Origin of the sequence: Cedecea neteri, assembly GCF_000758305.1 — a bacterium.
GTDB classification, from domain to species: Bacteria; Pseudomonadota; Gammaproteobacteria; order Enterobacterales; family Enterobacteriaceae; genus Cedecea; species Cedecea neteri_C.
This window is the reverse complement of record NZ_CP009458.1, coordinates 4,163,012-4,186,123: the sequence shown is the minus strand read 5'-3', so window position 1 is coordinate 4,186,123 and position 23,112 is coordinate 4,163,012. Positions and strand designations below refer to the sequence as shown.

Annotated in this window: 26 protein-coding genes; 5 read left to right on the top strand and 21 right to left on the bottom strand. The window is 54.3% G+C overall.

From position 1 onward, the window contains the following. Positions 1-93: 93 nt before the first annotated feature. The 15 genes from lpxO to fliF all read right to left on the bottom strand — a co-directional run bounded on the left by lpxO (position 94) and on the right by fliF (position 12,766). Entirely contained in the window at positions 94-1,002 is a 909-nt protein-coding gene (gene lpxO, locus LH23_RS19485; RefSeq protein WP_039294779.1) for a lipid A hydroxylase LpxO, read from the bottom strand. 181 nt (positions 1,003-1,183) lie between these two features. Continuing rightward, positions 1,184-1,807 (bottom strand): transcriptional regulator RcsA, encoded by a 624-nt coding sequence (rcsA, locus tag LH23_RS19480; RefSeq protein WP_039294777.1) that lies wholly within the window; start codon positions 1,805-1,807, stop codon positions 1,184-1,186. A gap of 348 nt (positions 1,808-2,155) precedes the next feature. Beyond that, entirely contained in the window at positions 2,156-2,941 is a 786-nt protein-coding gene (gene fliR / locus LH23_RS19475) for a flagellar biosynthetic protein FliR (RefSeq protein WP_039294774.1), read from the bottom strand. Continuing rightward, positions 2,938-3,207 carry a flagellar biosynthesis protein FliQ gene (fliQ, locus tag LH23_RS19470; RefSeq protein WP_039294771.1) on the bottom strand — a complete coding sequence of 90 codons (270 nt, stop codon included), beginning with the start codon at positions 3,205-3,207 and terminating at the stop codon, positions 2,938-2,940. The genes fliR and fliQ overlap by 4 nt, the downstream gene beginning before the upstream one ends. A 12-nt stretch (positions 3,208-3,219) precedes the next feature. Beyond that, complete coding sequence (gene fliP, locus LH23_RS19465; protein ID WP_008458126.1) at positions 3,220-3,960, bottom strand: flagellar type III secretion system pore protein FliP; 741 nt, start codon at positions 3,958-3,960, stop codon at positions 3,220-3,222. Then, the gene (gene fliO, locus LH23_RS19460; RefSeq protein WP_039294767.1) at positions 3,960-4,340 is read right to left on the bottom strand and encodes a flagellar biosynthetic protein FliO; all 381 of its coding nucleotides are present in this window, start codon (positions 4,338-4,340) and stop codon (positions 3,960-3,962) included. The genes fliP and fliO overlap by 1 nt, the downstream gene beginning before the upstream one ends. Continuing rightward, positions 4,341-4,751: a flagellar motor switch protein FliN gene (gene fliN, locus LH23_RS19455; RefSeq protein ID WP_008458131.1), complete on the bottom strand. Its 411-nt coding sequence runs from the start codon at positions 4,749-4,751 to the stop codon at positions 4,341-4,343. Next, a complete protein-coding gene (gene fliM, locus LH23_RS19450) occupies positions 4,748-5,752 on the bottom strand; it encodes a flagellar motor switch protein FliM (RefSeq protein ID WP_039294764.1) in 1,005 nt (334 codons plus the stop codon). The genes fliN and fliM overlap by 4 nt, the downstream gene beginning before the upstream one ends. A 4-nt stretch (positions 5,753-5,756) precedes the next feature. After that, positions 5,757-6,224 carry a flagellar basal body-associated protein FliL gene (fliL, locus tag LH23_RS19445; protein WP_038481606.1) on the bottom strand — a complete coding sequence of 156 codons (468 nt, stop codon included), beginning with the start codon at positions 6,222-6,224 and terminating at the stop codon, positions 5,757-5,759. Positions 6,225-6,345: 121 nt separating this feature from the next. Next, positions 6,346-7,587 (bottom strand): flagellar hook-length control protein FliK, encoded by a 1,242-nt coding sequence (locus tag LH23_RS19440; protein WP_039294759.1) that lies wholly within the window; start codon positions 7,585-7,587, stop codon positions 6,346-6,348. Then, the gene (gene fliJ, locus LH23_RS19435; protein WP_008458139.1) at positions 7,584-8,027 is read right to left on the bottom strand and encodes a flagellar export protein FliJ; all 444 of its coding nucleotides are present in this window, start codon (positions 8,025-8,027) and stop codon (positions 7,584-7,586) included. The genes LH23_RS19440 and fliJ overlap by 4 nt, the downstream gene beginning before the upstream one ends. 12 nt (positions 8,028-8,039) lie before the next feature. Further along, on the bottom strand, positions 8,040-9,398 hold the full coding sequence (fliI, locus tag LH23_RS19430) for a flagellar protein export ATPase FliI (RefSeq protein ID WP_039294757.1): 1,359 nt from the start codon (positions 9,396-9,398) through the stop codon (positions 8,040-8,042). Further along, positions 9,398-10,093, bottom strand: a complete 696-nt coding sequence (fliH, locus tag LH23_RS19425) for a flagellar assembly protein FliH (RefSeq protein WP_039294755.1) — start codon at positions 10,091-10,093, stop codon at positions 9,398-9,400. Before fliH ends, fliI begins: the two co-directional genes overlap by 1 nt. Then, positions 10,086-11,078 (bottom strand): flagellar motor switch protein FliG, encoded by a 993-nt coding sequence (gene fliG, locus LH23_RS19420; RefSeq protein WP_008458144.1) that lies wholly within the window; start codon positions 11,076-11,078, stop codon positions 10,086-10,088. The genes fliH and fliG overlap by 8 nt, the downstream gene beginning before the upstream one ends. Next, complete coding sequence (gene fliF / locus LH23_RS19415) at positions 11,075-12,766, bottom strand: flagellar basal-body MS-ring/collar protein FliF (RefSeq protein ID WP_039294752.1); 1,692 nt, start codon at positions 12,764-12,766, stop codon at positions 11,075-11,077. Before fliF ends, fliG begins: the two co-directional genes overlap by 4 nt. Before the next feature lie 229 nt (positions 12,767-12,995). On the opposite strand from fliF, the gene fliE reads away from it, so the two are divergent. From fliE to LH23_RS19400, 3 genes are all read left to right on the top strand, one after another. Further along, on the top strand, positions 12,996-13,310 hold the full coding sequence (gene fliE, locus LH23_RS19410) for a flagellar hook-basal body complex protein FliE (protein WP_039294749.1): 315 nt from the start codon (positions 12,996-12,998) through the stop codon (positions 13,308-13,310). 631 nt (positions 13,311-13,941) lie between these two features. Further along, positions 13,942-14,553 carry a YadA C-terminal domain-containing protein gene (locus tag LH23_RS23135; RefSeq protein WP_081946132.1) on the top strand — a complete coding sequence of 204 codons (612 nt, stop codon included), beginning with the start codon at positions 13,942-13,944 and terminating at the stop codon, positions 14,551-14,553. A gap of 307 nt (positions 14,554-14,860) precedes the next feature. After that, positions 14,861-15,715, top strand: a complete 855-nt coding sequence (locus LH23_RS19400) for a MurR/RpiR family transcriptional regulator (protein ID WP_039294746.1) — start codon at positions 14,861-14,863, stop codon at positions 15,713-15,715. A 29-nt stretch (positions 15,716-15,744) separates the two neighbouring features. Here LH23_RS19400 and yedF read toward each other — a convergent pair whose 3' ends face one another. Then, a complete protein-coding gene (gene yedF, locus LH23_RS19395; RefSeq protein ID WP_016537040.1) occupies positions 15,745-15,981 on the bottom strand; it encodes a sulfurtransferase-like selenium metabolism protein YedF in 237 nt (78 codons plus the stop codon). Then, complete coding sequence (gene yedE / locus LH23_RS19390; protein ID WP_039294741.1) at positions 15,978-17,192, bottom strand: selenium metabolism membrane protein YedE/FdhT; 1,215 nt, start codon at positions 17,190-17,192, stop codon at positions 15,978-15,980. Before yedE ends, yedF begins: the two co-directional genes overlap by 4 nt. A gap of 195 nt (positions 17,193-17,387) precedes the next feature. On the opposite strand from yedE, the gene yedD reads away from it, so the two are divergent. Then, positions 17,388-17,807 carry a lipoprotein YedD gene (yedD, locus tag LH23_RS19385; protein WP_039294738.1) on the top strand — a complete coding sequence of 140 codons (420 nt, stop codon included), beginning with the start codon at positions 17,388-17,390 and terminating at the stop codon, positions 17,805-17,807. A 115-nt stretch (positions 17,808-17,922) separates the two neighbouring features. On the opposite strand, the gene amyA is transcribed toward yedD, so the two are convergent. The 4 genes from amyA to fliD form a co-directional block, all read right to left on the bottom strand. Then, positions 17,923-19,410 carry an alpha-amylase gene (gene amyA / locus LH23_RS19380; RefSeq protein WP_039294735.1) on the bottom strand — a complete coding sequence of 496 codons (1,488 nt, stop codon included), beginning with the start codon at positions 19,408-19,410 and terminating at the stop codon, positions 17,923-17,925. Between the two features lie 69 nt (positions 19,411-19,479). Then, complete coding sequence (gene fliT / locus LH23_RS19375) at positions 19,480-19,842, bottom strand: flagella biosynthesis regulatory protein FliT (protein WP_039294732.1); 363 nt, start codon at positions 19,840-19,842, stop codon at positions 19,480-19,482. Beyond that, positions 19,842-20,252: a flagellar export chaperone FliS gene (fliS, locus tag LH23_RS19370; RefSeq protein WP_039294729.1), complete on the bottom strand. Its 411-nt coding sequence runs from the start codon at positions 20,250-20,252 to the stop codon at positions 19,842-19,844. Before fliS ends, fliT begins: the two co-directional genes overlap by 1 nt. Positions 20,253-20,261: 9 nt before the next feature. Then, complete coding sequence (gene fliD, locus LH23_RS19365) at positions 20,262-21,683, bottom strand: flagellar filament capping protein FliD (RefSeq protein ID WP_039294726.1); 1,422 nt, start codon at positions 21,681-21,683, stop codon at positions 20,262-20,264. A gap of 400 nt (positions 21,684-22,083) precedes the next feature. On the opposite strand from fliD, the gene LH23_RS19360 reads away from it, so the two are divergent. Next, entirely contained in the window at positions 22,084-22,920 is an 837-nt protein-coding gene (locus LH23_RS19360; protein ID WP_039294723.1) for a flagellin, read from the top strand. Positions 22,921-23,112: the final 192 nt, after the last annotated feature.

The window sequence follows — 23,112 nt, the reverse complement described above, 5'->3', positions numbered from 1 at the left end:
AGAGGGTTAGGGTGAGGGGAAAAATCTAACAGTCTTGCTCTGGATAGTCCCCTCTCCCCCGAGGGGAGAGGGTTAGGGTGAGGGGGCAACCTTCTACACCACGCTTGGCACAATCACCGCCGCAAAAATCAGCGTAATCACCGAATATTTCATCGCGTAATACACCTTCCGGTTTCGTTTCTTCAGGTTTTGCCCTTTGTCACGAAGCGCGTGAACATACTTGAAGATGCGATTCAGCCCGCCGGTACGGTCGCTGTCGCTGTTTGGCGAACTGGCGGCGGACATCAGCGTGGTGCCTACCCAGTGATTAATGGCCTGCGCCCAGCGCCACTTCATCGGTCGCTCAATATCGCAGAACAGAATGATACGGGTCTGTTCGCTTTTGTTTTCTGCCCAGTGCACATACGTTTCGTCAAAAATCACGGCCTCACCATCGCGCCAGCTGTGGCGTTGCCGGTCGACTTCAATAAAACAGCGATCGTCGTTGGGCGTGGCAAGGCCAAGATGGTAACGCACAGATCCGGCATACGGGTCACGGTGCTTGCCCAGGTATGATCCTGCGGGGAGTTCGGCGAACATCGCCGCCTTAACGGACGGAATTTCGCTGACCAGCTTAGTGGTGATTGGGCAAAGCTCATGCGCGGACGGGTGCGCGTCGCTGTACCACTTCAGATAAAAACGCTTCCAGCCCCGCTTGAAGAACGTATTAAATCCGGCATCGTTGTGGCTTTCTGCCGCTTTGATGTGGCCCTGCAGGCGCAGCGCTTCTTCACGAATGACTTCCCAGTTGTCCGTCAGCTTTTGCAGTTCCGGGAAGTCGCTGGTCGGGAAATAGGGCTGTTCAGGCGGTAGACGCGAGAAACGCGTCATGAACATATTGACCGGAGCCATAAAGGTCGAGTGGTCAAAAAGCTGACGCGAAAACTTCTGTTTTTCGACGCCGCGGGAGTGGGCGTAGAAGACGCTGATAATAAAAATGCCAAGAATAATAACGGCTACCATAGCAACAAATCTCTCCATGAATAATGGTAAGGCGTAAGTCTAGTGAGATTTATCTGCTTTTTTTGGCAAAGGTTGCGGTTTTGTTACGAAAAAGAGCGTCGTTTAACTTGTATTTAATCTCTGACGGGCGTCAGAGATTAAATACTGCGGCCAAAGCGGCGTAGGGTGCAGCGTAAGTCAGCTACCGGAGGTTAACAAAAATACCGTTGGTGACGTTGTCGGTGAGACGAACTACATGATATATCACCTGCTTGTTATGGGTCTTGATTTTGCGTTTTATATTTCCTTTATGCGACGAAACAGTTTTTGCCTTGATGTTCATTTGATCGGAGATTTGAATCGTTCCCTGTCCTGACATCCACATTTTAAGCATGCTGGACTCTGTGCGACTAAGAGAAAGTGTCGGCAAATTAATATGTCCAATACATTGTGCATTTTTTGCTAAGTATTCCGATAAAATATCGTCTAAAGATTCCGGCTTGATGGATTTCGAGCTGATCAGCAGATTTTCTCTGACCAGAAGATATTCATCAAAGTGAATATTAGCAATCGCCATAAAGACTAAAAATAGCGTCCCTGGATGTTGATTAATGATCTGCTTAATTCGCTGACTGCTTTCCGGGTCATGAATAAAACAGTCTTCGTTAATAAACACCACGCTGGGTGCCTGCGACTGGCATGCCTGTGCCAGCTGTTCTACCGTTTCTACATCTGCAATATGCCGTTTTCTAACCCCGCGGCTGGCTAAGTAGCCGACAAGCCCCAGCCGGGTATAGCTGCATAAGTCCATAATAATCGTTGACATAGCAAACCCTCACTAAGCGCGTTATACCCGTAATAATCAGGAGCGCAGATTGAAAGCTGTACTGGTTTTGACCGTGAGTGACAATGTCAGTCCCAGAGCAAAGCCAATCCGCCGCATTTTCCGCAGTTCTAATTATTTATGGGTAACCATTATTAATAATTTAAAAGGCGAAATCACTATCCCGGAAAGTTGCCTATAATTTGCCAGGAATGTTCTTAAAGTAAAGTGAATGTTGCGTAATGTGAGCAAGGTAAAAACTTATATTCCGCGCCAGATATATCTTGGCGGATGTTATTAACATTTTTTTTTAGGAATATCCTCAGAGAGACATTATAAAAGTTATGGATATTAATTTGCGGGGATTTCACTGACTATATCCGCGAGCAGATCAAAAATCTCGCCGAATAAATGCTCGGTAAAGGGGGCGATAAGCGGCATCATTACCATGAAAATGAGCATGCCGATAGACAGGGTAACCGGGAAACCGATAACAAATACCGATAGCTGGGGTGCCATGCGGTTTAACAGACCCAGCGCAATGTTAAGCGTCAGTAACAAAGTGATTAACGGCAGCGCCAGCATCAGGCCATTGAGAAAAATCAGGCCGCCCGCCCGGGTCAGCGCCATAAAGGCGTTACTGTTGATCGGGTCGCCGCCGATGGGCAGGGTATGAAAAGTATCGACCAGCATCGAAATCAGCCATAAATGGCCGTTAAAGGTCAGAAACAGCAGCATCGCCAGAATATCAAGAAAACGGGCCAGTACCGGCATATTGAGGCGGCTGCCGGGATCGAAGAAGGTCGCGAAAGAAAGCCCCATCTGCAGGCCCACAATTTCTCCGGCGGTACGCACGGCAGCAAACGCGAACTGCATCGTAAAGCCCAGCGCGACACCGATAAGAATTTGTTGTATTGCCAGCCAGAAACCGGCGGCGGAAAAGATTGTCACTCCGGTTGCCGGTAGAGAAGGGGCGATGATGAAAGTGATCATCAGCCCCAGCCCGAGCTTGACCCGTTTCGGAATCGACCGCTCGCTCAGAATGGGGGCGGTCATGATCAGCGCCAACACGCGCAGCAATGGCCAAAAATAGAGGCTCAGCCAGTTAAGCCACTGGGTGCTGTCAACGTGGATCATCCAATCGTGTTCGGCAGATTGGTCAGCAGGGAACGCATGTAATCCAGCAGCAGGTTAAGCATCCACGGCCCGGCAACGACGATGGTCACAAACACGGCCAGAATTTTTGGAATAAACGACAGCGTCATTTCGTTGATCTGCGTCGCCGCCTGCAGCAGGCTAATGACCAGACCGCTTATTAGCGCAACCAGCAGCAGCGGGGCCGCAAGGGCAAGGGCCACCTTCATCGCTTCGGTGCCCATCATCATGACCGATTCTGGCGTCATTTTCTTTCTCCGCTAGCTGTAAAAACTTTGCGCCAATGAACCCACCAACAGCTGCCAGCCGTCGACCAGCACGAAAAGCATCAGCTTAAAGGGCAGGGCAATTGTCGCGGGGGGAACCATCATCATCCCGAGCGCCATCAGGACGCTGGCGATCACGAGGTCGATAATCAGGAACGGGATAAATACGGTAAAACCAATCTGGAATGCGGTTTTCAACTCGCTGGTGACATAGGCCGGCAGCAGGATGCGCATCGGCACGGCTTCCGGCCCCTGCAGCGGCTGAGTATTCGCCAGGCGCGCAAACAGGGCCAGATCGGCTTCACGTGTCTGGCGTAGCATAAATTCGCGCAGCGGCTGAGCGCCTTTATCCATCGCCACTTCCATCGAGATCTTGTCTTCGCTAAAGGGCTGGTAGGCGTCGGTATAAATCTTGTCGAACACCGGCGACATAATGAAAAAGGTCAAAAACAGCGCCAGGCCAACCAGCACCTGGTTAGGCGGGGCGGACGGCGTGCCGAGGGCATTACGCAGCAGGCCAAAAACGATAATGATGCGCGTAAAGCTGGTCATCATCAGCAAAATGGCCGGCAGGAAGGTCAGAGAGGTAATAAAGACCAGCGTCTGCACCGGCAAGGACCAGCTCTGCCCGCCGTTGGCGAGGGGCTGGCTTATCAGGCCCGGTAATTGTGCAAAGGCGGCCGCAGGGAGGAGCAAAAATAGGCCCGGTAACGAGAGCGTCAGCAAACGTTTCATCAATCTTTCCCGTTACGTTTAAGCAGGTTCTTCATCAGTTTCTGGAAATCGGCAGGGGCAGGCGATTTTTCAACCGTCTCCGTGACCGGCGCCGGAGGCAGCGTGTGCAGGTGCGTGATTTGACTGGCGGTGACACCGAGGACCAGGCGGGCATCCTCGACGTCGACTACGACCACACGCTCGCGCGGGCCTACGCTTACGCTGGCGCTAATGTTCAGCGACTTCTTTACGCCGACGCCCGCGCCGTGAAACCCAAAGCGCTTTGCCAGCCAGGCGGCCACCAGAATAAAAATAACAATGCCAGCCAGGGCGCCGCTCACCTGAACGAGCGGTGAGCTGGCGTTGACGCTCGGCTGAGTGACGGTGGCCTGGGTTGTCATTTAGCGGCTCAGGCGACGCATACGTTCTGATGGAGTGATGATGTCGGTAATACGCACGCCGTATTTGTCGGCGACAACCACCACTTCACCCTGAGCAATCAGGTAACCGTTGATCAGAATATCCAGCGGCTCACCGGCCAGCCCGTCAAGCGCGACCACGGAACCCTGCGTCAGACGCAGCAGCTCTTTGATGGTCATGCGGGTACGGCCCAGTTCAACGGTCAGCTTGACCGGAATGTCCATGATCAGGTCGATATCCTGCACGTTGCCGGCAATATCATTACCTTCCAGCGCACGGAATACGTTATCCGCGGTACTTTTCCCGGAACTTTTCTGCTCGTTTAACGCATCAGCCCACAGATCGTCCACTGAGCCTGCATTGTCATCGGACGGTTGATTAATATCACTCATTTGGGCTGTTCCTCATTCAGCGAATTCAATATCGGGTTGATCAAATGTTCTACGCGCAGGGCATACTGGCCGTTGATCGTACCGTACTGACTGGTCAGAACCGGTACGCCGTCTACGTGCGCGATAATACGATCTGGCTTTTCGATGGGCAGCACATCGCCAGGTTTCAGTTTTAGGATTTGGGACAACCGCAGCGGGATATCGGCGAAATTCGCCACCAATTCCAGCTCGGAATGCTGCACCTGGCGCACCAGGGTGTCGCGCCAGCTTTGATCTTCCTGACGGGAGTTCTCCAGCGGAGGGTTCACCAGCAGCTCGCGCAGCGGTTCAATCATGCTGAACGGCAGACAGATGTTGAACTCACCGGTCAGGTTGCCAATTTCGACGTGGAACGGGGTGTTAACCACGATGTCGTTAGGCGACGTGGTGATATTGGTAAATTTGACCTGCATCTCCGAACGAACGTATTCCACGTCCAGCGGATAAATCGCCTTCCACGCATCGCTGTAGGATTCCAGCGCCAGTTTCAGCATACGGTTGATCACGCGCTGTTCGGTGTGGGTAAATTCCCGGCCTTCCACTTTTGTTGGGAAGCGGCCATCTCCGCCAAACAGGTTGTCTACCGCAATAAACACAAGGCTGGGTGAAAACACGAACAGCCCGGTGCCGCGCAGCGGTTTCAGGTGAATCAGGTTCAGGTTAGTTGGCACCGGCAGGTTGCGGGCAAACTCATGATAAGGCTGGATACGGATGGCCCCGACGGTGATGTCCGGGCTACGACGCAGCAGGTTAAACAGCCCCATACGGAACTGACGAGAAAAACGCTCGTTAATAATTTCCAGCGCCTGCAGGCGCTCACGCACGACGCGACGCTGGGTATTAGGGTCATAGGGACGAATATCGGATTCGCCCGGTGCCCTGGCCTTCGGCTCGTCGTTATTCTCACTGTCGCCGTTTAACAGCGCATCGATTTCGGCCTGAGAAAGAATACTGTCGCCCATGGACTTACCGCAAAATAAAGGCGGTATACAGCACGTCGCTGACTACCTGTTGAGGTTGCCCGGCGACCAGAGGCGGCGCCAGAGTAGTTTTAATCGCTTCCACCAGCTTCTGCTTGCCGGCATCGGTGGCAAGCTGATTGGCGTCCTGGCGAGAGAACAGCAGCAACAGACGGCTGCGGACTTCCGGCAGGAATTCGCTCAGACGCTGACGGGTCGCTTCATCTTTTAAACGCAGCGTGACGCCAATGTACAGCACGCGATCCGCATCACCCAGATTGACGGTAAACGTATCCAGAGCGAAGAACACAGGCGCAGGCGGTGGCTCAGGCGCTTTAGCCTGGGCTGTGGCTGGCGTTTGCTGCATGCGCCAGTAGCTGTAGCCTGCGGTGGCGCACGCGGCGAGTGTGATAAGAACCAGTATCGGCACCCAGATGGCGCGCTTACGGCCTTTCGTGATAGCGGTATCAGTCATTGAACGCTTTATTCCTGTATCGGTACTGCTGAATAGCAATTATCCCGTGTCTCCGGGCGGTCAAAGCCCGGAAAACACACGTTTATTGTCGCTAGCTCTGGCGTTTACCCTTTAACGGGGCTCAGGCGAAGATATCCACCGCGCCGTTGCTGCTTGCCAGGCGCTGCAGGCTATCGGCCACCGGCAGCGGTTCTGCGTCGTTACCGCTCAGGGAGAAACGCTCCCCGCTGCGGGCGCTTTGCTGCTGTTGCTGCTGGCCGGACTGCTGCTGAGCGAAGCTTTCGCTGCTGATGTTGCTCTGGCCAAGCTGGATGCCGCTTTCAGCCAGCGCAGTACGCAGTGAAGGCAACGCTGCTTCAAGCGCAGCCCGCACGTGACTGTGCGGGGACATCATTTGCAGCTGTGCCTGGTTATCTTCTAGTTTTAGACTAATTTGCACCTGACCGAGATCTTCCGGGTGCAATCTCAGCTCGGCGCTGTGCTGGCCCTGGCGGGTAAACAACGTAACGTGCTGAGAAATCTGCTGTTGCCACTCGTGGCTGCCCAGCTGGGCGCTGATCATCGGTGCCGTCGGCGTGGCGATATGCGTTGTCGTTGGGGTTGCCACGGTGGCGCTGCTAATGGCCGGGGTTATCTGGGCGGTAACAGGGGCGGTGTTATTTGCCTGTGGAGCCGCGTTGTCGCGACTGTCTGGCGTGTTGTTAGCAACCAGTTGCGCTTTGTCATCCCCCTGCGGCTGGGTTACAGCTGGGGCGTTGGCGGCAACAGATTTACTGTCTGCAAGCGTTGCCCCCGCCGGTGCGGCTTTCTTGCCGCCGTTGTCAGTAGGCAGCAGGCTGTCCACGGTGTTTTTACCGGTAGTCGTGCCGGCCGCGGAGGTCAGGGCGGACAGCGATGCCGTATCGGTTGCGGCTTTAGGCAGCGTCACGCCCTGCGCAGCGGTGACAGGCTGAGGCAGCATGGCGAACAGTGCACTCAGCGTTTGTAGCTCTGCATCACTCAGCGGCTTATCGGTTTTGGCGTCTTTCAGCGCTGCATCGGGCTTATCAGTCGTTTCTGTTTTGCCGAGGGAGGCGAGCAGGGCGGAAAGTGCTTCAGGTTGCTCCGGCGAGTTTAACAGCTCAGTCAGGGCCGCCTGGCCGTCTTTGCTATCACCTTTTGCCGCATTGGCCGCGGCAACTTTGCTTAACGCCGTGCCCAGAGGCAGCGATTTGCCGTCCTCCAAAGCGACATTACCCGGCAAAGCTTTGCCAAGCAGCGTCAGGAAGTCTTCACCGAAGCCTTTGCCTTCCGCGCCTTTTGCATCCCCGGCGGCAGCGGTGTCGGCCCCGGTGTTTAACAGAATTTTTGGCAATGTGATCATTCACCTTTCCTCAATGTGGCCCGCTGGGCGTATTCGTCCATCTGCTTCTGATCGAGTCTGTTCTCTGCGAGCAACAGCTCTGCTGCCTTTCTGTCCTGCAAGGTTTGCCATGCCTGCAGGCGCTTTTGTTTTTCCTGCCACGCGCCTAATGCCTGGTCGACTTTATTGCTCCACTGCATCAGCTGCTGGCGGTGCTGTTCGATGGCTTTTTCCAGCGTGCGTATAAACTGCTGATAGTTCTGCCAGCGCGTGCTGGCAATCCCCTGACTCATGTTGTCATTCAGGCTGTTGCTGTACTCAAACTGATAGTTAATCAGCATGTTGAGTTGCTCTTCCGCCTGCTGGCAACCCCGGCGCATCTCCCCTAAACGAATCGCTGCTTTTTCCACTTCCTGGGCGGCGAGTTCACGCAAAGTATCCAGTGCGCTGTTTTGGTTCATGGTCACCTCTCATCAAACCGTGGGGAAAAGCGTCTCCAGTGCGAGGCTGGCTTCTTCCCAGTTTGCGCGTTCAAAAATGCCTTGTTGCAGGAAGGCTTCAAGATGCGGCCACAGTTCAATGGCCTTATCGAGCATCGGATCGCTGCCTTTGGCGTAAGCCCCCACGCTCACCAAATCACGGTTGCGCTGGAAGCTGGATAACAACTGTTTGAAACGACGTACCCGGGCGTAATGCTGCTCGGTAATCAACGATGTCATGGCACGGCTGATAGAAGCTTCGATGTCGATGGCCGGGTAGTGGCCCGCTTCTGCCAGGCGGCGCGACAGCACAATGTGGCCGTCAAGAATGGCTCGCGCGGAGTCGGCAATCGGGTCCTGCTGATCGTCGCCTTCGGTGAGTACGGTATAAAACGCGGTAATTGAGCCGCCGCCGTGAATGCCGTTCCCCGCACGCTCAACCAGCGCCGGAAGCTTGGCAAAGACCGAAGGCGGATAGCCTTTGGTCGCCGGAGGCTCGCCAATGGCGAGGGCGATTTCACGCTGGGCCATGGCGTAGCGCGTCAGTGAATCCATAATCAGCAGGACGTGCTGGCCGCGATCGCGGAAATCCTCGGCGATTCTTGTCGCGTAGGCGGCACCCTGCATACGCAGCAGCGGAGAAACGTCCGCCGGGGCGGCAATCACAACCGAACGCGCACGGCCTTCGGCACCGAGAATGTTCTCGATAAAGTCTTTTACTTCGCGACCACGCTCGCCAATCAGGCCCACGACGATCACGTCTGCCTGGGTGTAACGCGCCATCATGCCGAGCAGGACGCTTTTACCGACGCCGGAGCCTGCAAACAGGCCCATACGCTGCCCGCGACCCACCGTCAGCAGGGCGTTAATCGGGCGAACGCCGACGTCAAGAACATGTTCAATCGCGGTACGCTGGAGCGGGTTAAACGGGGCCGCACCCAGCGCGCCCATCAGGTCGGAATCCGGCGAAGGCAGCCCGTCGAGCGGGCGGCCGCTGCCGTCAAGCACGCGTCCCAGCAGGGCCGGGCCAAGCGGCAGTTTTTTACCGCTGTGCAGACCTTCGGATGTCGCGGAACGGGCATAAACCCTGGCGCCGGGCAGAATGCCTTCGACTTCTTCCAGCGGCATCAGGAACAGCTTGTGGCCGTTGAAGCCCACGACTTCACATTCGACTTCGCGATCGTGCTGCTCAATGATGCAGGTCGCACCCAGCGCCAGCTGCAGGCCGGTGGCCTCCAGGACCAGGCCGGTGGCACGGGTCAGGCGGCCGTAGCGGCGAACGGACGGCAGTTCGACCATCCGCGCTTCAAAATTATCGAGCGTGTTCAGCCAGCGGGTCAGGCGCGCGGTCATCAGAGCACTCCCGGCGCGGCCAGACGGCAAAGCTCTTGCCAGCGGGTCGCCACGCTGGCGTCAAGGTCGCCTTCATCGGCGGAGACTTTGCAGCCGCCCTGGTGCAGGCTTGGGTCACCGCGCAAACGCCAGCCGTGCAGGCTTAGGGTCGCACCCAGCATCTCTTCCACCCGTTGCAGATCATCCGGGTGTACGCGCAGCTGCGGTTTGCCACTAAACAGCGGTTCCTGCATCAGCAGGCCCTGAATCTGTTTGATCAGCGCGTTGTTATCCACGGCAGGCGTCTGGCCAATGACCTGTCGCGCGGCTTCCAGCGCCATTTGCATCAGGCGGGAGGCGATCACGCTGTCCAGCGCGTCCAGCGTGTACTGGAATTCGCTCACCAGCTGTTGCATACGGGCGTGTACCGGTGCTTGCTGCTGGCGGGCTTCATTGATGCCCTGCTCAAGCCCTTGCTGGAAGCCCGCTTTACGGCCTTCTTCTACGCCCTGATCGTGCCCGGCGGCAAAGCCCGCGCTGTGGCCCTGTTCACGGGCCTGAGCCTGCATCATCGCCAGCGTTTGCTGGAGGTCCGGCTCGCTTTCCGGCTCTTCCTGCTCAGCTGTGGCTTCCGGCATCACAATCTCTTCGAACACCGGCGAAGGGAAGGCGAGATCTTCAGGCGTCCAGCGTTTCCATGGCAGCGTATTAGACATAGGTATCCTCGCTGGTGCCGATCACCATCTCGCCGGTCTCCGCCAGGCGACGCACGATAAGCAGGATAGCTTTCTGTTCGTTTTCCACCTGCGACAGACGTACCGGGCCGCGGTTGGCAAGGTCGTCGCGCAGGATGTCCGCAGCACGCTGGGACATGTTGCGCAAGAACTTCTCGCGCAGCGCCTGCTCTGCACCTTTGAGGGCGATAAGCAGAGATTCGGACTCCACTTCCTGCAGAAGACGCTGAATACTGCGGTCGTCCACGGCGACGAGGTTTTCGAACAGGAACATCTCGTCGATAATTTTCTGCGCCAGTTCGCCGTCGAAGTCGCGCACGGCGGTAATAACAGCTTCTTCCTGCTGGGTTTTCATCAGGTTGATGATTTCCGCCGCCGTTCTCACGCCGCCCATTTTGCTGCGCTTGAGGTTCTGGCCGTCGAGCAGGTTGTTCAGTACTTCGGTCAGTTCTGCCAGCGCGGCCGGCTGGACGCCGCCAAAGGTGGCGATACGCAGCATGACGTCGTTGCGCAGGCGCTCGTCGAACAGCGCCAGAATATCCGCCGCCTGGCCACGCTTGAGGTGAACCAGAATGGTGGCGATGATCTGCGGGTGTTCGTCGCGAATAAGGTCGGCGGCGCTCTGCGGCTCCATGAAGTTGAGCGTTTCGATGCCGCTGGTGGTGTCGCGGGTTTCGAGAATGTCTTCCAGCAGGCTGGAGGCACGCTCTTCGCCCAGCGCTTTGATAAGCACGGTGCGCAGGTAGTCGTTGGCGTTGATGCTCAGCGCAGCGAACTGTTCCGCTTCTTGCTCAAACTCGGCCAGCACTTCGGTCAGCAGTTTGTTTGAGATTTGATGGGTGTTCGCCATCGCCGCACTTAAATGCTGCACTTCGCGCGGGCTAAGGTGTTTGAACACCTCGGCGGCGCGGTCTTCACCAATGGTCATCAGCAGGATGGCGCTCTTTTCGGTTCCGGTAATACTCATATTTCAGTACTCATCCATTGGCGGATCACCAGCGCAACTACGCGAGGATCGTTGTCGGACATATCACGAATACGCTGACTCATGACTTCGGCGCTCAGGCGCTGGTTAGCTTTACGCTGCTGTTGCTGTTCATCACGGCTAAGCGACACGGCGACGGCTTGTTCTTCGGCTTTACGGTTCTCTTTCTCTTCGCTGGCGGCTTTCAGAATTTCCGCGCGGCGAGTGAGCTGCGGACGAATCGCCTTACGCCACAGCACCCAGGCTACAATCAGCACAATCAGCCAGCGTCCCGCAGAGAGCAGCATGTCGAAGAAGGCCGGAGACTTCCAGAATGGCAGGCTGCTGCCGGTGTCGTCCTCGGTGGCGGTAAACTGCGAGTTCACCACGTTCAGGGTGTCACCACGCGCTTCGGAATAGCCCATCGCTTCACGCGTCAGGTTCTCGATCTGCTTCATCTGGTCGGCGGTGAGCGGCAGAGGTTTCCCGTCGGCCAGTTGGCGATAGTTCACGACTACGGCAACAGACAGACGCTGAACATCCCCGACGTTCAGCTTGGTGTGACGGATGGTACGGTCCACTTCATAGTTGGTGGTTTCGTCACGCGAAGTGTTGCTGCTGCCGTTCTGGCTGGTGGTGCTGGTCTGGTTCTGCTGGCCGTTGTTGGCCTGCTGGTTAGCCTGGTTGTTCTGCGGCGGCGTCGAAATCGGTGCCGTGTTAGCCGGAGCTGGTTGGTTGGAAAGTGCACCTGGCACGCCACCCGGGAACTGGCCGTTGACCTGAGAGGTCTGGTTCAACTGGCGAGAACGGATAGCGGTCTGGGCCGGATCGCCATTAGGGTGATACTGCTCTTCGGTTTGTTCTTTGTTGGCAAAATCAATCTGCGCGGTGACCTGAGCGTGCACGTTCCCGTTGCCCACAATCGGGCCAAGAATAGATTCAATGCGGCGCTGGTAGCGACTTTCTACGTCAGTGGCGTATTTGAGCTGGGCATCGTTAAGGTCGCGGCCTGCATTGTTGGACTGCGTCAGCAGATGACCACCCTGGTCAACCAGCGTGACGTTACCCGGCGGTAAGCCAGCCACGGCGCTGGAAACCATATGCACGACGGCATTGATTTGCCCTTCATCCAGCGCGCGGCCAGGCTCAAGGCTAAGGGTAACGGAAGCGGAAGGGGATTTTTGTTCACGAACAAACAGGGATGGTTTTGGCATGGCGAGGTGTACGCGGGCGTTCTTCACCGGGCCTAGTGTTTCAATGGTGCGGGCCAGTTCGCCTTCCAGCGCACGCTGGTAGTTCACCTGCTCGCTAAACTGACTGATACCAAATTTTTCCTGATCCAGAAGTTCGAAGCCGACGGCGCCGCCCTTAGGCAGACCCTGCTGAGCCAGACGCAGACGCAGGTCATAGACGTTGTCTGCCGGGACCATGATGGCGCTACCGTTGTCTGAGAAACGGTAGGGGATATTCATTTGTTGAAGCTGGGTAACAATCGCGCCTCCGTCCTGATCGGCGAGGTTGCTGTAAAGCACGCGGTAATCAGGAGATTTTGCCCAAAGTACCAGGGCCACCAGCACGGCAACGGCGGCGGAGCCGCCCACAATCAGCGGGATCCTTGGATTAGCGCGAAGGCGATTTAACCACTCAAGTGTCTTGTTTTGCGGCGTTTGCGCCTGAGCAGCAGTGGTCATTCCACACCTCGCGGCTTAGCGTTGACAGAATTTTTAGAGTAATGAGTGAACAAGACTGACTCCCGGGTCGACAAACACGACAAAAGTTCCATATGGATGGCAGTGTCATTATTTTCGTTTCAGGAAATTTCGATGGCTGAATTAGCTCTATTTTTTACGTCTATTTAACGCCTTTATCCTATTGACAGGGTGGTAATCTTCACTCGCTTAATCAATGTGAGGCGAGAAAATGGCAATTCAGGGTATCGAAGGCGTACTACAACAACTTCAGGCGACCGCGCTGTCGGCCACCAATCCTGCCGCGTCGGCTGCTGCGCCAACGGTGAGCTTTGCTGGAGAGCTGCAGGCCGCTTTAGGGCGGATAAGCGAGACCTCTAACACCGCGCGTGTCCAGGCGGAGAAATTTGCTCTCGGTACGCCGGGCGTCGCGCTGAATGATGTGATGGTGGATCTGCAGAAATCTTCCGTTTCGCTGGCGATGGGCATTCAGGTGCGTAACAAGCTGGTTGCTGCCTACCAGGAAGTGATGAACATGCAGGTGTAGTGACACCAGCACGGTTTTAGTGGGTAAAAGGTCTGTCTGCGACAGGCCTTTTATTTGCATATAATAAGCACGATTAATAATCATTCTTATTTCAATTCTGTATTATTCCGCACGCTAAACCTTTTTATAATATTCAATTAACAATCAAATATTTCATACGAAAGGCATTAAGAATTTTCTTGTTTCATGCTCAATGAATGCTAAATGGCATGACGCAGATCAATCTTTTTCACCGCCGGGCATTGCATATTCAGCACCGGAATTGTCACACAATATTATTATTTTATTTTTCTGGGTGATATGCGAACAGACTCGTATTGCATCAGGAAAAATGAACAGCCGACCATAAGTATATCGTTAATTGAACAAATCACAGCGTGACGGCTGAACGTCATGCTGGGCTGTTGGGTGCGCGCCTCATGGGGTGGGAGAAAAGGCGAGGGTTAAAGAAAGTCGATGAAGCTTATTTGATTTCTGGCGAAACTATTGAGGGAGTAACGTATTAAATAAAGAAGAGTGATGGTGCTTAATAAATTATTGAGGTGATAGTTAACCGGTTGCAGCCGGTTAACTATCGATTTGATCGGATTTTACTAAATCTTCACAAGCGAATATATAGTAGGTTTTTAAGATGAAAAAGGCAATGCTGGTATTAATGGTTGGTGTCGGACTGGTAACACATATTGCGGGCGCGGTTTATGCGGCTGATTTAGACAACGACACGATTTACAAAGCGTTGGTTAATGGTGCGGCAATGAATGAAAGACAAAATGAGTCAATTAATATTCTAAACAACCGAATCAACGACAATGACAGTTACGCTCAATCCAGAATCAATGCGGCTACGGCAAATACCGAAGCGAACAAAGCCGCGCTGGAGGCCACTAACCAGGCGATGGCTGAGAATACTGCTGAGCTGGCCGATCATGAGTCTCGCCTTGGTGCACTGGAAGCAAATACCGTCAGCAGCAGTAGCTTTAACCACTTAAAAGATCAGGTTGATGAAAACCGTCAACGTGCCTCCGCGGGGATCGCTGGCGTTGCGGCGATGGCTAACATCCCACAGGTAACCCAGGGCGCAACGTTTTCCGTCGGCGCCGGGGTGGGCACCACTGACGGAGAGAACGCACTTGCGGTAGGATTCTCCGCTCGTGCAACGGCAAATACTGTGGTGAAAGCATCCGTCTCGAATGACTCACAGCAAAACTTTGTCGTGGGTGCCGGTGCGTCTCTGCAGTGGTAAATCTTGCTGTATTCAAAAGCTCCTTATGGGGCTTTTTCTTTCTCAGGGGGAGCGATGCGCTTTTATCTCATTTTCCTGTTTGCGGCATTCAGCATCATGGGGCTTTGCGTCGCGCTGATGCTGATTATTGCGCGTATATATGAGACTTATCTCCCAGTTTGTTGAGAGATGTATCATTTTTATCAATAATATCAGTGTGGTATCTGCATTCATTTGACGTCTAAAGTCATTTCACTGCACTATCAGGACGATACCGTCAAGAAACCGGAAGGGATTTCCGGTCTATATGGGAGCGTCCTGTCAGCCTATGACCCCGCAACAAAAGCTAGAACAGCATTACGAGACATTAACCCCCGAGCTGCAGCGGGCCGCAGAGTTAAGCCTGCATAACATGAAGGACTTAATCGCGCTTTCAATGCGGGCGTTTGCTGCACGCATTGGCGTCAAGCCCGCTACGCTGCTGCGTCTGGCCCAGCGCCTGGGCTATGTCGGCTGGGGAGAGTTCAAAACCGACGTTATTCAGGAGTTTGGCCTGAATAATGAAACCCATCAGGCAAGGGCGGAGAAGCTGGTGGACAAGGGCAGTACGGCGTCACTCTATCAGGAAGTGTTTGACGCCCATGCGGTGAATCTTTCCCACACTGAGGCCGAAAATCCCGAGGCGATGGAGAAGGCTGTTGACGTCCTGGATGCGGCCGAACATGTTTATGTCTGTGGTTTCCGCGCCAGCTATTCGGTGGCCTACACGCTGTTTTATATCTATCGCCTGTTTAATAAGAACGTGTCGCTCATCGATGGTCAGGCGAGTAATTACGAAATTTTCACTCGTGAACTGACGCCGAAAGATGTGGTGCTGATGATTGGTTTCGCACCGTATTCGCGTGAGTCCCTTGACGTGCTGGGTGCGGCCAGGCAGGCCGGGAGTAAAATCGTCGCGCTGACTGACTCTCCACTCTCACCACTCGCGGAACATGCCGCCAGCACGCTTTATTTCTCTGCGCACAGCCCGTCGTTCTTTCCTTCCGTGGTGTCGGCAATGGGCATTGCCGAATGTTTACTGGCGATGCTGGTGGCTAAGCACGGAGACAGGGCAGTACAGAAAATTGCCAGCGCAGAACGTTTCCTGCTGGACTCTGGGGCCTGGGTAAAACCGGTTCGTTGATAAAAGGGGCAGTTTTGCCCCTTTCATGATTAACGCTGAATAAGATAGCGAATGGTGGGGCCATCCTGCTGAATATCCAGCACCGTGTAGCCGTGGTTTTTGGCGTCCAGCGGGATATTATTGATGGACTGCGGGCAGTCGCTGACGACTTCCAGGATCTCGCCTTTTTTCAGCTGCGGCATTGCCTCCAGCGTGGCAACAGCCGGGTAAGGGCAGGGCTCACCTACCATGTCCAGTCGGTAATCCGGGACAATGTTCTGACTCATGCGGTTTCTCCTGTTGTGGTGCCGATAGCCTGGTTTTTACGGCGAAAGAAGCGTTTTTCCCAGCCGACGATCAGCAAATAAGCGGCAAGCAGCATCAGGTAGGTCACCAGCAGCCCGCCCAGCGGCCCAAAGGTATTCAGCAGGTTGACTTTGTCCCAGCTGGTGGCCAGCGCCGGGGAAATATCATCCCAGAACCAGGCTAATAGCGTAGAGCCAATCACGTTGCCAAGGCCGACCCACCAGTAGTGTACCTGGCCTTCAACCGCGCGGTACATCCAGCCCGTTTCACAGCCCCCGGCCAGCACGATGCCAAAGCCAAATAGCAGCCCGCCGATAACGGCGTTTGGCCCCGCCCACATAATTTTGGCTTCTACGCCAAGCTGCACATAGCTAAAGATGCCAATGGCGCTGACCGCCATGCCCAGAATAATCGCTTTGGCCATGTGGGTGCGGCCGGTGATCCACATGTCGCGGAAGGCGGAGGTGAAGCAGATCTGCGCGCGTTCGATCAGCAGGCCAAAGCCGACACCAAACAGCATCGCCAGCCCCAGTTTCGGCTGGTTTATGGCGGTCAAACCACCCCAGCCGAGCATGCCGATAAACACCAGCATCCCCATGCGGAAGCGGCGCTTAGCGCGATCCGGCTGCTGGGTGAGTGGGGAGGCAGCGGAGACTTTTTGCAGTTTGACCGGAATGCGGAATATCGGCAGCAGCGTGAAGCGCGCGCCAAACCAGCAGCCGATGGCGGTGGCAAGGGCGAAGAACCAGGCGTGCAGCGAAAACTGTGGGATACCGGTAAAAAATGCCGCAAGGTTACAGCCCATTGCCAGTCGTGCGCCGAAGCCAGCAATAATCCCACCGAGCACGGCCTGAATGATGCGAATGCGGTGCTGGGGCAGGCGAAGCTTGACGTTATTGGCCCACAGCGCGGCGGCAAAACAGCCGCCAAACATGCCGATGATCATCATGCCGTCAATGCGGGTCAGCGGGCTGCCGTCGAGATGAATCAGCTTGTAGTAACCCCATTCTTCAGCGTGAATGCCCATCAGCTGCAGGAGCTGACCGCCCCAGCGGGTGAATTCGCCGGTCACGGCCCAGAAGGTGCCGGTGATGCCAAAGTAATAGGTGGAGAGGATCCCGGCCGCGATCACCGCGGGCATCGGTTTCCAGAAGGTTACCAGGTATTGGTGTTTAAAGGAGTGCCAGGTCATTGTTTTCGCCTCTGAACTCAGAAGAACGTGCCGCGAAGGGCTAAAGAAGGCGCAATCATACGCCCATCTTTTGGGCTTAACAGGCTGAAAAGACGAAAAAACAATCTGGATCAATTTTTGTGCCCCAGGCGGAATTGCTGGCAGGCATCGGGCTTTAATGCCAGAATTATTTTTTCTCCGCAGTCAGGATAGACGATGAAGAAGCTTTTAGTATTGGCGGCGCTGGTGGCACTGAGCGGCTGCACCGAGGTCAGAGATTATAAGCAAGTAGTGCGTACTGAAGCGCCAGCGGGCATGGCGGGCTACTGGCAGTCCAGCGGGCCGCAGAGCGAGCTGGTTAGCCCGGAGGCGATTGCTTCGCTGGTGGTCACGCCGCAGGGCGATACGCTGGATTGCCGCCAGTGGCAGCGGGTGATTGGGGTACCGGGTAAGCTGACGCATTTGTCTGGCGATCTGCGCAACGTCACCGTTAAACGTGAAATTTACGATATTGAGCTGAGCGGCGACACGCTGGAATATGCCGGGATGACGTTGAAGCGTGTCGATCGTTTGACGACAGAGTGCGCAGATTTCCTGGCTAAAAATCCTTTAGATAGCAAAGTATCCAAAAACTAATAAATCCCCTCACCCCGGCCCTCTCCCCAAGGGGGCGAGGGAGAAAACAGGTGCGGGAACAGGTTTATTCCCTCTCCCTTTTAGGGAGAGGGTTAGGGTGAGGGTAAAAACCCACTCACAGCACATCCTCCAGCACCCAAACGCTCACGCTGCCGCCATGACAGGTAAAGACTGCGTTGCCGCCTGCATCAGTGCGAATTGTTTCCTCGCGATTGCCGAGATAATCACGCCAGTTTTTCTCACCGAAATTTTCGCCTAAGGTAATGTGCTTTTCGCCGTCATCGCCGTTGGACATGATAACCACGCAGCCTGGGGCTTCTGCCGTACCGCTGCGGCTAAAGCCAATGCAGTTAGGGTGATCGAACCACAAAGTTTGCACGCCGTGGGCAAAGCGCTCCCGGGCGTGAATCAGGTCGTCCAGTTGTTCAATGACCGGCATATCAATGTGGTAGTTCTGCCCGTCGCCACCTTTATCATCGTAGCTTGCGCCGAAAAGATCCGGGTAAAACACCGATGGCACGCCGTTTTCGCGCAGCAGAATTAGCGCATAGGCCAGCGGTTTAAACCAGGCTTCCACGGGGGCCTCAAGCGCCTGCAGCGGCTGGGTGTCGTGGTTAGCTACCAGCGTGACGGCGTGGAACGGGTCGGCCTCAACCAGCGTGCCGGTGAAAATCTGGCTCATGTCGTAATCGCGCCCAAGCCGGGATGCCTCATGGAATTTCATTTGCAGAGGGGCGTCAAACAGCATCGTTTTGCCGTCTACCTGGGCAATGTACTCCTGCAGCTTGTCCACTTCATGCGACCAGTACTCCGCCACGATAAACAGCGGCGTGTCCGCCACTTCCTGGACGTGCTCAATCCACGCTTTGTAAAACCAGGCCGGGATGTGTTTGACGGCATCGAGCCGGAAGCCGTTGCACTGCGTTTCCGCCATCACCCAGCGCGCCCAGTATTTAAGCTCTTCGGTTACCGCCTGGTTGCGGAAGTCGATATTCGCTCCCATCAGATAATCGAAATTCCCCAGCTCGTCGTCCACCTGGTCGTTCCAGCCTTCGCCGGTGTAGTCATTGACGATTTTGAAGATGCCGTCTTCGTCGGGGTTTTCTATATGATCGACGCCGCTAAAGCATTTGTAGTCCCAGATGAACTGTGAGTATTGCCCGGCACGGGCGGGGAAGGTGTAGCGGGTCCAGGCCTCGCAGTCGATAACCTCAGGCGAGATATCGTTGCGGTTATCGGCATTTACCCGGTTGACGCGGATATGCTCTTTTTCGTCGGCGCCCATTTTATGGTTCACGACAACGTCCAGCAGCACTGAAACACCCTTGTCCCGCAGGGCTTTTATTGCTGCCAGCAACTGCGTTTTATCCCCGTACTTGGTGGCGACGCTGCCTTTCTGGTCAAACTCACCGAGGTCAAAGAGATCGTAACTGTCGTAGCCCACCGAATAACCGCCCGCGCTGCCTTTATACGCTGGGGGAAGCCAAACCATGTTGATGCCGATGTCGCTGAGGCTGGCCGCACGGTCTGCAACTTCTGACCAAAGCGTTCCGTCGCCGGGGGAATACCAGTGAAAAAACTGTAACAGGGTGGGGTTCGTCATCTTTTCCGCGCTCCAGAAGTCATTTAGCTGACTTCTGGAGTATGGAATAAGAATCGAAATACGGCAGGTTTACTGGTTCAGGTCACTCGGTGTTAACACGTTACCGGAGAGAAAACCGTAAGTGTTGTTCAGTGATTTTTGGCGACCACTTTGGTCAATCAGATCGCGAAGCTCGCTCAGGCGGCTGTTAAGCAGCCCTTTGATTTGATTTTCATTGGCGAGAATCATATCAAGCAGCGCCTTTGCTTCTTCCTGACTTCTTTGGCTTGACTGCGCAATCGGGTTATTGGCAATCGCTTCTACCAGTTGAACGTATTTCACTTCTTGTTCTATCAGCTCATCCCATTGTCCAGAGTGAGCAAGGTCAAGCATGGTTTGGCTGAGCGCATGCAGGGCATACCACTCATTGAGGGATGAGATGAAATCATTCATCAGATAGCATCCTGAAGTGTAGAGGGAGAAAGACCGATTTGTTTCCATGCATCCGCAATATTGGTGAGCAATCGCTCTACTTCGCTGATTGCGTCGGCATCATTACGCAAGTTAGCGTGCAGGAGACGCCGCACCATATAGTCATAAAGATTCGCAAGGTTACCAGGCAGTTCCCCTCCGATATCCATATTCAGACCTGCTTTTAGTCCGTTATCAATGATGTTAATGGCTTTGGAGAGCGCCTCTCCCTTTTGTGGCATTTGCCCCTGTTCCAGAAACAGGCGGGCTCGCACCAGGGCACTGAGTGCCCCGTCGAACAGCATGACCACGAGCTGGTGTGGACTGGCACTCATAACGGCGCTTTCCAGACCGACCTGTTGATAGGCTTGTACACCAGAACTCTTGTACATATTACATCCTTAACTTTTGTTGAACTGCTGCGCCAGGTAGTTCCCCGTATTGGTCATCTGGCTGACGAGGTTTGCCAGGGAAGTAAACTGAGCCTTGTAGCGAGCCATGGTGGCATCGATACTGTCGCTCATATCCTGTTTACGGTCTGCTACAGTTTTCAATGTTGAGGTTAGGCCATCCTGCGCGTTTTTAATGACGCCGGCGTTGATGGAACTGGTGCTCAGCATGTTGTTCAGCTTGGTGTCCAGCTGGGTTGCAAAACCGGTCGTTTTGCCGTCACCAACGAAGTAGTTGATCACGCCCTGTGGATTATCACTCAGCGCTTTAGTCAGCTTGGCATCATCCACTTTCAGTGCGCTGGAACCATCAGGTGCCAGCACCGGATCCTGGCTAATCCCTAGTTGCGCCATAATGCTGAAATCGCCGCCCTGAACCTGCGTCAGCATGCTGCGAATATCCGCCTGAATACCGCGAACGGTGCTGTCGCCGACCAACGCACCGTTGCTGCTATCCTGTGCTGCACCTGGGTCAACTTTTACATATTTGGTCACGGTCGCAATCGTTGACTGCAGGGTGTTATAGGCTTTTACCCAATCATTAATGACTTTTTTGCTGGCATCGGTTGTGCGCGTCACGCTCAGCGTTTCGTCGGCGGTGCTTTTTGCTTTCAGGTTCAGTGTTACACCCGGCATAGCATCGCTAATACTATTGCTCTGGCGTTCGATCACGACGCCGTTTACCGACACTTTGGCATTTTGCGACGCCGTTTGCTCGCTCAATGCGCCAGATTTGCTGGCAGAGTTGTAGCCAATCACGCCCTGCAACTGGTCGTCACCGGTGACGGTCACGGTCATATCAGAATTAGCGCCGGTGCTCTTGGACGTCAGCATCAGGCGGTAATCACCGTCGTTGGCTTTAACGACTGAGGCCGAAACATTCCCGTTGGCCCCATTGATCGCTTTTGCGATACCGTTTAATGAGGTGTCACTGTCGGAAAGCGTCACGCTTAACGGGGTCGTCGTCCCAGGCTGCGTGATGGTAAGTGTACGCGTTCCGCCCGTCGTCGCCCCTTGCTGAGCCGTGTTGCTGGCGATACTGCCGGACATTAATACCTGGCCTTTCGCCAGCTGCTGGACGTTAACCGTGTAGTCAGAAAGAATGGCATCACTGGTCGTAGTGGCGCTGAATGCAGTATTCGTGCTGCTCACAGACGTTGCCAGCAGGGCACCGCTTTTGGTCAGCGCTGCCGTCGCCGTTTCCAGACCCGATATCGCCGTTTTTAATTGACCAAAGGCACTAAACTGAGCTTGATAAGTTTTGGTCTGCGTATCAAAAATAGTTAGTTTTGTCTGCTCTGCCGCATAAAGCTTATCGTAAGTGTCCTGGAGGTTCAGGGTCGTGCCTGCTCCAAGGCTAGAGATCGATGCCATTGATGTCTTCCTTTAAGTCGCTGGTAGTTTCATTAACTTATCGGCTGACTCGATGAAAAGTTTACAGCCAGGTAAAAAAAATAATCAGCCGAATAGCAGGCCGTGGATCGGCCTTATATGACGATTGTCGGAAAAGACGTATTCATTAATAGCGTGGCTGATGGACCTCCGTGCCGCAAAGATATATTTTCGAACGGGCAATAAACGCATTATAAAAGTCCAGGAAAGGTGAGGTTTGGAACAATTTCTGAAATTAATTCCTTTTAAATTCATGGTGTTAAATTTTTTTTATCATTAAATCTAAAGTTGGAACTGAGGGCGTCGATAACCTTGTTGACGGTGAGAGACGCCGTGAGTGTTAGGCACCGAACCTAAACCCAATTTTTAAGGAATTAATACTATGTCCGTAATCAATACTAACCTGCTGTCCCTGACTACTCAGAACAACCTGAGCAAATCTCAGTCTTCACTGGGTACCGCTATCGAGCGTCTGTCTTCCGGTATGCGTATCAACAGCGCGAAAGACGATGCTGCTGGTCAGGCGATTGCCAACCGTATGACTTCCCAGGTTAAGGGTATGACTCAGGCGGCTCGTAACGCTAACGACGGTATCTCTCTGGTTCAGACCGCTGAAGGTAACCTGAACGAGATCAACACCAACTTACAGCGTATCCGTGAACTGTCCCTGCAGGCTGCTACCGATACCAACGGCACCACTGACCTGAAATCCATCCAGACTGAAATCACCCAGCGTCTGTCTGAAATCGACCGTATCTCTGGCGGCGCTGCTTTCAACGGCAAAAACCTGCTGGACGGTTCTGTTTCTACTGGTCTGAACATCCAGGTTGGCGCTAACACCACCGCTAACGATACCATCGTTATCGGCAGCGACTCTCTGATCAACGCCTCTTCCGCTAGCCTGAGCGCTGGCCTGAGCACTTCAATCGTTGACCACTCTACTGCACAGGCTGTTGTTTCTGCTGCTGATGCTGCTATCGCGAAAATCGATACTGCACGTTCTAACATGGGTGCGATTCAGAACCGTTTCGAATCTACCATCAACAACCTGAACAACTCCATCACCAACCTGTCTGCTGCTCAGTCCCGTATCCAGGACGCTGACTACGCGACCGAAGTTTCCAACATGAGCCGTGCGCAGATCCTGCAGCAGGCTGGTACTTCCGTGCTGTCTCAGGCAAACCAGGTTCCACAGGCAATGCTGTCCCTGCTGCGTTAATTTCGCAGACTGCTACAAGAAAGGTTGCTGGAAACAGCAGCCTTTTTTTGTTTTTGCAGAAAGGGGGCGACAGGGTGTTTTTAATATGAAGGTTAAGGCGTTAATTTCGGTTTTGTTCAGCGCATTATGCTTACGGGCCGGGTGCTAGCATCAGACAATCACCCGTCTGGCAAAATATTGCAACCAAAGGAC